Genomic DNA, 10,002 nt, shown 5'->3' on the forward strand with positions numbered 1-10,002 from the left:
CCAAGGGTGACGGCCACTTACCGCAGGGAGCACATCATGACCGAACTGCTCAACCGTGACGAGATCGACACCGCGCTGGTCGCGCTGGAAGGCTGGCACAGCGAGGGGAACGCCCTGGTCAAGGACGTCCCGATCACGCCCGACAGCTTCGGCTGGCTGAGCGAGGCGGTGCTGAACGAGGCGGAGGAGATGAACCACCACCCGGACATCGACCGCACCGACAGCGGCGTCCGCTTCCGCCTCTGGACGCACAGCGCGGGCGGCGTCACGCCCAAGGACGTGGAACTGGCGGCCCGCATCGACCAGGTGCTGAGCGGCGCCACACGCGACAAGGGCTGAGGTCCTGTCCCGATTTCGGTAGCTTACGTAGTTCTGAACCACCGGAATCGCGACAGAAGGGACCCGGCACGTGGTCGACGACCCCGGTTTGAGGGCGCTCAGCGAGGCCGCGCGCCTCTCCCCGGACAACCTCCCACTGCGCCGGCACCTGGCAGAGCAGCTGCTGGGCAAGGGATATCTCGCCGACGCGGAGGCCGAGTTCCGTGCCGCGCTCGTGCTCGCGCCCAAGGACCCGGACATCGTGGCCGGGCTGGCCGAGGCGTTCGTCCGGCAGAGCTCGTACGGAGAGGCGCTGTCGGCGCTGGAGCCGCTGCTGGCCGAGGGCGGGTACCCGCCGAAGGTGGGCGTGCTGGCGGCCCGCGCCCTGCTGGGTGAGGGCGACCTGCACAAGGCGGCCTACCGCTACCACGAGGCGGTCTCGCGTGACCCGTCCGTCGCGGACGCCGACCTGGCGGGCCGCCTGGTGGCCTCGCCACCGGTGGTCGCGGAACCCGCCGGGCCGCCCGCGGGAAACCCGCCCGCCCCGCCCGCGTACATGGCGCCCTCGTCCGTCACCCACGAGCGCTCGACCGCGGAGGTCGAGCGGTCCGGCTTCAGCTTCGCCGACGTCGCCGGGATGGACGAGGTCAAGGAGGCGCTCCGGGTCAAGCTGCTGCTGCCGATGCAGCAGCCCGAGCTGTTCGCCGCGTTCGGCAAGCGCGCCGGCGGCGGTGTCCTGCTGTACGGGCCGCCGGGAGCCGGCAAGACGCACCTGGCCAGGGCCGCCGCCGGGGAGCTCGGCGCGGCGTTCGTGAGCGTCGGCCTGGCCGACATCCTCGACATGTACGTCGGCTCCAGCGAGCGGAACCTGCGCGCCACGTTCGACCTGGCCCGCCGCCACCGGCCGTGCGTGCTGTTCTTCGACGAGGTGGACGCGCTGGCGGCGCGCCGCTCCGACATGCGCCAGACGCACAACCGGCAGCTCGTCAACCAGTTCCTGGCGGAGCTGGACGGCGTGGACCAGAACGCCAACGAGGGCGTGCTGGTGCTGGCCGCCACGAACGCGCCCTGGTACATCGACGTGGCGTTCCGCCGGCCGGGCCGGTTCGACCAGCTCGTCTTCGTACCGCCGCCGGACGCGGACGCGCGCGCGGCGATCCTGCGCATCCTGTGCCGCGACAAGCCGCTGGCGGAGGTCGACTTCGGCGCGGTGGCCAAGGTCACCGACCAGTTCGTCGGCGCCGACCTCAAGGGCGTGGTGGACCGGGCGGTCGAGGCCAAGCTGCAGGAGTCGATCCGCGCGGGCCGGCCGGTCCCGCTGTCGACCCGCGACCTGCTGGCCGCGGCCAAGACGGCCAGGCCCACGTCCGTGCGGGAGTGGATGGCGACCGCACGCAACTACGTGATGCACGCCAACGAGTCGGGCGCCTGGGACGACCTCATGCCGTACATCCAGCGCACATGGTGACGGTCCGCGACTCGCTGGAGCGGGCACGGCTGTTACTGCAGATGGGCCGCCCGGCGGACGCCGAGCGGGAGCTGCGCGGAGTCCTCACCGAGGAGCCCCAGCACGCCGGCGCGCACGCGCTGCTCGGCCTGGCGCTGGTCCAGCAGGACCGTACGGACGAGGCGCTGGAGGAGTCGCGCGAGGGGGTGCGGCTCGCGCCCGACCACTACGTTCCGCACTACCTCTCCGGCCAGGTGCACTTCCAGGCGGGGCTGGTCGACGAGGCGGTCCGCGCGGTCGTCGCCGGGCTGGCGCTCTCACCCGAGCACGCCCCGTCCTGGGAGCTGCTGGCGCGCGTCCACATGACCAGGCACGACTGGCCCCAGATGGCCGAGACCGCCGGCCGCGGCCTGGGGCTGGACCCGCAGCACGCCGAGCTGGCCAGTCTGCTGGCCATCGCCCTGATCATGCTCGGTCAGAACGAGCACGCCAGGACCGTCGCCGCCCAGGCCGTCGGCAACGACCCGGAGAGCGCGCTGGCGCACTGGGCCTACGGCCGCGCCGCGCTGGCCGCCGGCGACCCGAGGACCGCCGCCGAGTCCTTCCGCGAGGTGCTCCGCCTGGACCCGGGCTTCGACGCGGCCAGGGACCTCCTGGTGTACGCGCTGAAGCAGCGCAACCCCGTCTACCGCCTGCTGGCGAAGCTGCGGTTCCGGGTGAGCTGGCGGCTGCTGTTCCTGCTGCCCGCGCTGCCGCCGGTCATCGCGGTCTTCGTGATCAGCGCGCTGCTGCACTGGGCGGCGTGGGTGGCCGAGTCCTGGACCACGCTCCGGCTGGCCAGGGCCAAGGCCACCCGCCTGCTGTTCGAGGGGGCGGCGGGCCGGGTGTCCCTGCTGTGCCTGGCCCTGCCGGTGGCCGGCGCGGTCATGCTCGGCCTGGGCATCGGACTCGGCCTCGATGTCCTCGGCACCGCCGGCGTGGCGACCATGGCCCTGGTCACCCCGGTCCAGGAGGCCGTACACACCGGTTCGGCGGCCGGCCGGCGCATCCTGGCCGTCTGGGCGGGGGCGCTCGCGGTGACGATCGCCGTCGCGGTCGCCACCTCCGCCTTCGCCCCCGCCATCCTGTCCCTGTACGCCGCCCTGGCCACGATCTGGATCGCGGCCGGCGTACGGAAGGTCTTCCGCCCCCGCCCGGCGGTCTAGCGGGACAGGCGGCTCGGCCACCACATGCGGCGGCCGATGTCCAGCGACAGCGCGGGCACCAGCAGCGAGCGCACGATCAGCGCGTCCAGCAGGACGCCGAAGGCCACCAGGAAGGCGAGCTGGATCAGGAACAGCAGCGGCAGCACGGCAAGCGCCGCGAACGTCGCCGCCAGCACCACGCCGGCCGAGGTGATGACGCCGCCGGTGAGCGTGAGGGCGCGCAGGGTGCCCTCGCGCTCGCCGTGCCGGATCGTCTCCTCCCTGGCCCGGGTCATCAGGAAGATGTTGTAGTCGATGCCCAGCGCCACCAGGAAGACGAAGGCGAACAGCGGCACCGCCGGATCGGCGCCCGGCAGGTCGAGCACGTGGTTGAAGATCAGCGCGCCGACGCCCAGGGCGGTGGCGAAGGACAGCACCGTGGTCGCGATGAGCACCAGCGGGGCCACCAGCGAGCGCAGCAGCGCGATCAGGACCAGCAGCACGACGAGCAGCACGAGCGGGATCACCACCCGCAGGTCGCGCGCCGAGGTGTCGAGCGTGTCCAGGGTGACCGCCGCAGTGCCGCCGACCTGCGCGTCCGCTCCCGGCACCGCGTGCACGGCGGCCCGCAGGTCGCGGACGACCTCGACGGCGGCGGTCGACTCGGCGGGCTCGCCGAGCGTGGCGTGCAGCAGCGTCCGCCCGTCCACGACCTTGTCCACCCGGGTGACCTCGGTGACGCCCGCCACCCCTTCCGCGGCGGCCTTGACCTGCTCCGCCTGGTCGGCCGAGGTGAGGATGGTGGCGGGCGTGGCCGAGCCGGCGGAGCCGAAGCCGCGCTCCAGCGTCCGCTGCCCGGCGACGGACTCGACCTCGGTGCGGAACACGTCCAGCTGCGAGGTGCCCTCGGCCTTGAACTGCGGCACGAACGCCGCCGCCGCGGCCAGCGCCACCACCGTGATGACCCAGTACGCGCGCGGCCGCCGTTCCACGGACCTGGCCACGCGGCCCCACAGCCGGTGACGGCGCACGATGGCGGCGGTCGAGTCGGCGTCGGCCTCCTGGTCGCCGGTACGCGGCAACAGCGGCCAGAACGCGGCCCGGCCGAGCAGCAGGAGCACCGCGGGCAGGAACGTGAGCGCGGAGACGAGGGCGGCGGCGATGCCGAGCGCGGCCACCGGGCCCAGCCCGCGGTTCGAGGCCAGGTTGCTGGCCAGCAGGCAGAGCACGCCGAGGATGACGGTGCCGCCGGAGGCGACGATGGGCTCGACGGTGCCGCGCACCGCCACCCTGATGGCGTCGATCGGCCGTTCCTTCTCGTACAGCGCCTCCCGGTAGCGCGCGACCAGCAGCAGGGCGTAGTCCGTGCACGCGCCCACGACCAGGATGAACAGGATGCCCTGGCTCTGCCCGTTCAGCTCGATCCAGCCCGCGTCGGCCATCAGATAGACGACGAAGGCGGCCAGCACGAGCGCGAGCATGGCGGAGACGATGACCACGAGCGGCAGCAGCGGCGACCGGTAGACGGCGATGAGGATGACCAGCACCGCGCCGAGCGCCACGAGCAACAGCGTGCCGTCGATGCCGCCGAACGCCGCGCCGAGGTCGGCGCCCAGCGCGGCGGGCCCGGCGACCTGCACGGTCGTGCCCTGGGCCGCGCTGTCACCGAGCAGGGCGCGCAGCTCGTCGACGGCGACGTCGGCCTCGACCTGGTCGCTGATCGACACGACGAGCTGGGCGACGCTCGGGTCCTCGGTCCCCGGGATGGGCCCGGCGACCTTGCCCTGGATCCAGGGCTCGGCGGAGATCCGCTGCGCGTCCTGGGCGATCTCGGCCAGCCGTTCCCGGGAGAGCGGCTGGTCGGCCGAGTAGACGACGAAGGCGGGCACCGCGTCGCTCTCCTCGAAGGCCTCGCGCGCCTCCTGGACCTGCGTGGACTCGGCGCCGATGGGCAGGAAGGCAGACTGGTCGTTGGTCTGCACCTCGGTCAGCTTGCCCATGAACATGCCGAGCGGGCCGGCTCCGAACAGCCAGACCACGGCGATCAGCACGGCCGCGCCGTACCAGGCTCGGTGCCGCCGCGGCCGGGCATGACGGCGCTCCGTACCGGTCCGCGTGCGGGTGTCGTGAACGGACATCCTGCGCCTTCCCTCGATAATCAAGCTACTTGAAAATCAAGATACATGACGCGAACGGGCCCCCACACCGCCCCCCTGAGCTGCCCCTACAATGACGGGCGACACCGCGCCGGCCGGTAGGGAGAAAGATGGACACCTCGCGCTCCGGATCCCGCGAGCGCCTCTATCTCGACATCCAGCAGGACGGGCAGCGCCTCGCGACCGGGCTCGTCCGGCTGCTCCACACCATGTCGCTGGGCCTCGACCTCAACCCCACCGACTTCCAGGCGTACGCGCTGCTCCGCATCCAGGGCCCCATGACCCCCGGCGAGATCGCCCAGTGGCTCAGGCTGGCCACCGGGTCGGTCACCGCGCTGATCGACCGGCTGGAGGCCCGCGGCCTCGTCGCCCGCGACCGCCACCCCGACGACCGGCGCAAGGTGATCGTCCGCCCCGCCACCGAGCCCGAGCCCGGCCCCGCCACCGGCGACCAGCTCGGCATCGCCCAGGCCATGCTCGCGATGCACGAGCGCTACTCGGAGGCCGAGCTGGAGGTCATCGCCGACTGGTTGCACCGCGTCACCCAGACGCTGAACGAGCTCGCCACCCGCCGTTGACGCATCTCCGACGATGCGCCGCGCTCGCATCGCTCGGCGAGGTGGCGCTGAAGACGACCACCCGTCAGACGGCCGCCTGTCGCGAGGGAGCTCCGGCCAGGCGCCGCGTGACGTACTGGGCGAACAGGCCATGAGCCACCACGACGGCGCCGAACCCGACCACCACCATCGCGATGTACGTCATGCGCCCGTCGGGCGCGAGAATGACCGCGGCGCCGTCGGCGAACCCGGTGGACGCCACCCCGAACCCGGTCACGGCCGCGGTCACCCACCGCCCCGCCACCCGCACCACCCTCGGCGCGGCACCGGTCACCGCCGCCGGCACGGCGAGCACCGTGAACGCGATGAAGACGCCCACCGTCCCCATCAGGCTGAACTGGCTCTGTTCCGCCGCCGCGATCGCGATCAGGCTCATCAGCAGCCGCGCCGCACCCCCGACCACGATCCCCGCCACGACCGCTCCCCCGGCAGCCGCCGCCATCAGCCGGACCACGCGCCGGCCAGTCATCCCCGACATACACCCCTCCAGTTGCTCAAAGAGGGTTGTAGCGACGCAAATCCCCTCCCGGCAATGCCGGAATTGCAATGCAATGATGCTGTTATTGATGATTTGTCGGGAAAAGCCTGACAGGTGCTGGTCGGAGAGGGGCTTCGAGGCGGTTTGACATGATCCCCTCGCGAGCGATAAACGCGTCGGTGGTGTCGTCAAAAACCTCCGTGCCCGCCTTATCCGCCCTGGCGATCCTCATGCCGCTGGCCCCCGCGGTCATCGTGCCCAAGACCGCGAACGTCGTCGCCGGCGCGGTCATCGCCGTCCTGCTGGTGGTCCCCGTGGTGGCGCTGCGCCGTAAACGTTGGGCTTCGCGGGCCGGGGCCGCGCTGCTGACGCTGCTCGCCGTGGCCGCCGCCGTGCCGCCGGTCTCCGGGCTCGGCAGCCCGAGTGCGGAGGAGATCCAGCACTATGTCACCGTCCAGGTCGCTCTCGGCAGACCGGTCGACCTCCATGGCGGGGCTCTGGGGTCCCTCCCCTGGGACGACATCGATCTGCTGCTGCTCGCCGTCGCCTGCCTTGCCACGGCGGCACTCGTGCTGACGCTCGGCCGAGCCGTCCATCAGGAAGGACAGCGCGAGCTTCGTCCGCTGCGCTGGCGGTGGCCGCTGGTCATGTGGGGCGTGGCTCTGCTGCTGGTGAGCGTTCCTCAGACGGTGGTGGTCCTCGCCGCCGGTACGGCCGAGTACGGGATGATCGTCATGGACGGCTCCTGCTTCGGCGCCCTGGAGGAAATCCTGCTCGGGCCTGCCATGGCCATGGTGATCCTGCTCCCGCAGCCGCTGGTGGTCGCGCTGGGCTTCGCCCTATGGGCGCTGCTGGCCCGCACCGGTCACCGGCTTTTGGGCCGGGCTGTGGGCTGGCTGACGCTGGTGCCCCTGCTGGCCGCCGACCTGATGATGACCTGGATGCCCTTGCTCGGATGCACCCGGTCCCCTGCCGATCCGATCACGCTCACATGGGCGCTGTTCACGTTCCTTCCCGTCGTCCTCATCGTGCTGGCGGTACGGGTGCGCCGGGTGGCATGACTACTGATAAGTGTTGATTCAGCAGCACTTCTCAGTTACTGATCAATTTCAGTGGGTGTCATGCTGGTCGGGGACGCGGTCCTGGGGCTGCGCAGTCCAGGCGGGAGGTTCGTCCACGCCGAGCGATTCGTCGCGCTCGGCGTCGGTGCTCGAAGGCTGGACGATGCCGCGCGAGTGGTGGACCGGGGCGTAGATCGCGTAGAGGCGCAGTGGCTCGTCACCGGTGTTGATCACGTCGTGCCAGGTGCCGGCCGGGACCTGGATCGACCATCCGTCGGAGACCTGTTGCTGGAAGTCCAGCCGATCCTTGGCCTGGCCCATGACACAGGTGCCCTGCCCCGCGTCCAGACGAAGGAACTGGTCGGTCTCCGGGTGGACTTCGAGGCCGATCGACTTACCGACCGGGATGGACATCAGGGTGACCTGCAGATACTTCCCGGTCCATGCGGTGGTTCGGTAGTTCTCGTTCTGCCGCGTAGCCGCTTCGATATCGAAGGCGTTCGGCCGGGGCCCGTTGTCGCTGATGTGCATCGTCTCTCCCCGTCGGTGCTGACTGCCCCTGAGGCGCGGGTAAGTCCCAGGTGCGGATACCGAAGATGGTTGCCGCTAAACCTGCCGGTCACTGATCGTCGACGCGGCGACCATGACCGCGCGGATGCTGGCATGGCGCCCCGGTACCGGCGTCACCGCCGCGGATCACCGGCATGACTACTGAGAACCAACTGAGAAGTGTTGATTCAGCAGCACTTCTCAGTTACGCTCAGTAGGTGGATCAGCGGGAAGCGTTGCAAGCACTGGCCGTCGTGGGGGACGGTGTGGCAGCGGATGCCCTGGAAACGGAGACGCTCGACTTCGAGCTTCCAGGAGAATCTCAAAAATCCACTTACAATCTGCTCGCCGATGCTCTCGTATGTTTTGTGAATGCCCGCGGCGGGACGGTTGTACTGGGCGTTGACGACAAAGCGACGAGTCGGCTGAACGCGCTTCGAGGAGTGCCGCTGAGTTACAGCGTGGACTCGATACGCAAAGGCATATTTGATCGTACACGCCCCCCGATAACGCCCTTCGTTGAAGATGTGACGGTCGACGGTGTCCGCCTGATACTGATCACGGTTCCGGAGGGCGTCATGCCGCACAGCAATGCCGCAGGGCTGTCGACTCGCCGCCTGGGAAAAGAGTGCCTGCCGTATCCCCCGGATCAACAACGCGAAGTGATGATCGCCCGAGGCCAGGTGGACTGGTCGGCCGACTCGTCCAGCGTCGGCATCTCGGATCTCAGCGCGGTCGAATTCGAAAGACTTCGTCAGATCTTGACGGCAAGCGGACGCGACAACTTGGCAGACCTACCGAACAAGGCACTCCTGGAGTCGTTGAGGCTGATCGCGTCCGACGGGAGCATCACCAACGCAGGCGTGCTTCTGCTGGGCGATGAGTCGCTTATCGGCAGGGTCGTTCCCAGCTACGGTTACTCCTACCAGTTCAGGCCGACCTCGGGCAGTGAGGCGACCGGACGGATGCGAGGAAACCGGCCTTTGATAGCGGCCATCCAAATCTTGACGGAGGCCATCGAAACACGTCGCGAGATCCACCCTCTCAATGTGGCAGGCGGAGTTCAACTAGCACTCACGGACTACCCTGGCGAAGCTGTCAGAGAGATCGTCATCAACGCGTTCATCCATCGCTCTTACGAAACCAGTGGAACGGTGGATGTCGAGCACTCACCAGAACGTCTGGCGATCTCAAGCCCTGGCGGCCTGGTCGCCGGGGTGACGCCGGCCAACATTCTCACGTATCCATCGACCCCGCGAAACAGGCTTCTCACGGAGACGGTATCCGTACTTCAGCTGGCTGAGCGCACTGGGCAAGGAGTCGATAGAGCCTACCGCGAGATGCTACGCGTCGGTAAAGAGCCACCGCAATTCGAGGACAAGGGCACCCTGGTTCGGGCGACCCTCGGCGGAGGGATCGGGAACAAGGCGCTCGCGCGTTTCGTGAGCGATTTGCCGGCTCGGGCCGGCCGAGACCTGAATGTTCTTCTCACACTGTCACATCTGCGGCACAGCAGAAGTATAGACGCCCCGAAATTGGCGAGCACAATTCAACGCACGCCGGCAGAGGCGCAGGAAGTGCTTTCCACCATGGCGGACGAATATGGCCTCATCGAGGCCACGAGCCGAACCGTTCGCCGACCGTTCCCGACGTATCGACTGCGGTCAGAATCCCTTGCGTCCATGTCTCGGTCAGTCACTTACCGTCAGCGCGCGATCGACGATACCGACCAGAAGGTCATAGATCACGTAAAAGAATACGGCTTCATCACCAATCAGAGTGTTCGCCGCCTTTTCGATCTTCACGTCTACGCCGCCCGCGACCTGATCAACAGCCTTCGCGAACGCGAAATTCTGAAGAAGATCGGAGACGCGAAAGGAGGCGCTGGAGTGCGCTACGGCCCGGGAGCCAAATTCCCGAAGTGAGACCGCGGCACTCATCTCCACGCAGGCCCTGTACGAGGAGACGGAGGCGCGGGCGAAGTTCAGCGCCACGCTCCACACGGAACTTCCGCGTGTACCCGTACCCTCCGAACTTCCGTCGTCCTCATCGTGCTGGCGGTACGGTGCGCGACTTCGCGGTCCGATACCGAGGCGCTCTAGCCTCGATCTTTCTCGACCTTGAGTTGGTCGGCTGAAGTCTTCGGCTGGAGGTCGATTTCCTCGCTGTGGTCAGCGTGGGTGCCCGGCTGT

9 protein-coding genes are annotated in these 10,002 nt (G+C 69.2%); 6 read left to right on the plus strand and 3 right to left on the minus strand.

Features of this window, described 5'->3' with window-relative positions; all coding sequences use genetic code 11:
* Positions 1-36: 36 nt before the first annotated feature.
* The 3 genes from ACZ6YG_RS34605 to ACZ6YG_RS34615 all read left to right on the plus strand — a co-directional run bounded on the left by ACZ6YG_RS34605 (position 37) and on the right by ACZ6YG_RS34615 (position 2,970).
* The gene (locus ACZ6YG_RS34605; RefSeq protein ID WP_219542959.1) at positions 37-339 is read left to right on the plus strand and encodes a 4a-hydroxytetrahydrobiopterin dehydratase; all 303 of its coding nucleotides are present in this window, start codon (positions 37-39) and stop codon (positions 337-339) included.
* A 70-nt stretch (positions 340-409) separates the two neighbouring features.
* Positions 410-1,786 (plus strand): AAA family ATPase, encoded by a 1,377-nt coding sequence (locus ACZ6YG_RS34610; RefSeq protein ID WP_466020329.1) that lies wholly within the window; start codon positions 410-412, stop codon positions 1,784-1,786.
* The gene (locus ACZ6YG_RS34615; RefSeq protein WP_466020330.1) at positions 1,780-2,970 is read left to right on the plus strand and encodes a tetratricopeptide repeat protein; all 1,191 of its coding nucleotides are present in this window, start codon (positions 1,780-1,782) and stop codon (positions 2,968-2,970) included. The genes ACZ6YG_RS34610 and ACZ6YG_RS34615 overlap by 7 nt, the downstream gene beginning before the upstream one ends.
* Here ACZ6YG_RS34615 and ACZ6YG_RS34620 read toward each other — a convergent pair.
* Positions 2,967-5,087, minus strand: coding sequence for an MMPL family transporter (locus ACZ6YG_RS34620; RefSeq protein WP_466020331.1), 2,121 nt, complete (start codon positions 5,085-5,087; stop codon positions 2,967-2,969). The two genes, ACZ6YG_RS34615 and ACZ6YG_RS34620, sit on opposite strands and share 4 nt — an antisense overlap.
* Positions 5,088-5,215: 128 nt before the next feature.
* On the opposite strand from ACZ6YG_RS34620, the gene ACZ6YG_RS34625 reads away from it, so the two are divergent.
* On the plus strand, positions 5,216-5,683 hold the full coding sequence (locus tag ACZ6YG_RS34625) for a MarR family winged helix-turn-helix transcriptional regulator (protein ID WP_397196073.1): 468 nt from the start codon (positions 5,216-5,218) through the stop codon (positions 5,681-5,683).
* Between the two features lie 64 nt (positions 5,684-5,747).
* Here ACZ6YG_RS34625 and ACZ6YG_RS34630 read toward each other — a convergent pair whose 3' ends face one another.
* Positions 5,748-6,200, minus strand: coding sequence for a hypothetical protein (locus ACZ6YG_RS34630; protein WP_466020332.1), 453 nt, complete (start codon positions 6,198-6,200; stop codon positions 5,748-5,750).
* A 200-nt stretch (positions 6,201-6,400) separates the two neighbouring features.
* On the opposite strand from ACZ6YG_RS34630, the gene ACZ6YG_RS34635 reads away from it, so the two are divergent.
* Entirely contained in the window at positions 6,401-7,261 is an 861-nt protein-coding gene (locus ACZ6YG_RS34635; protein WP_466020333.1) for a hypothetical protein, read from the plus strand.
* Between the two features lie 48 nt (positions 7,262-7,309).
* Here the strand turns inward: ACZ6YG_RS34635 and ACZ6YG_RS34640 are convergent, their stop codons facing one another.
* A complete protein-coding gene (locus tag ACZ6YG_RS34640; protein ID WP_466020334.1) occupies positions 7,310-7,792 on the minus strand; it encodes a cupin domain-containing protein in 483 nt (160 codons plus the stop codon).
* A gap of 236 nt (positions 7,793-8,028) precedes the next feature.
* On the opposite strand from ACZ6YG_RS34640, the gene ACZ6YG_RS34645 reads away from it, so the two are divergent.
* Complete coding sequence (locus tag ACZ6YG_RS34645; protein WP_466020335.1) at positions 8,029-9,735, plus strand: ATP-binding protein; 1,707 nt, start codon at positions 8,029-8,031, stop codon at positions 9,733-9,735.
* Positions 9,736-10,002 lie beyond the last annotated feature (267 nt).

The sequence above is a fragment of the Nonomuraea sp. NPDC054003 genome, from assembly GCF_055585125.1.

Bases quoted from the DNA above. Each gene is read 5' to 3' on its own strand.
- ACZ6YG_RS34605 (WP_219542959.1), top strand. From the start codon at position 37: ATGACCGAACTGCTCAACCGTGACGAGATCGACACCGCGCTGGTCGCG.
- ACZ6YG_RS34620 (WP_466020331.1), bottom strand. From the start codon at position 5,087: ATGTCCGTTCACGACACCCGCACGCGGACCGGTACGGAGCGCCGTCAT.
- ACZ6YG_RS34630 (WP_466020332.1), bottom strand. From the start codon at position 6,200: ATGTCGGGGATGACTGGCCGGCGCGTGGTCCGGCTGATGGCGGCGGCT.
- ACZ6YG_RS34615 (WP_466020330.1), top strand. From the start codon at position 1,780: ATGGTGACGGTCCGCGACTCGCTGGAGCGGGCACGGCTGTTACTGCAG.
- ACZ6YG_RS34640 (WP_466020334.1), bottom strand. From the start codon at position 7,792: ATGCACATCAGCGACAACGGGCCCCGGCCGAACGCCTTCGATATCGAA.
- ACZ6YG_RS34625 (WP_397196073.1), top strand. From the start codon at position 5,216: ATGGACACCTCGCGCTCCGGATCCCGCGAGCGCCTCTATCTCGACATC.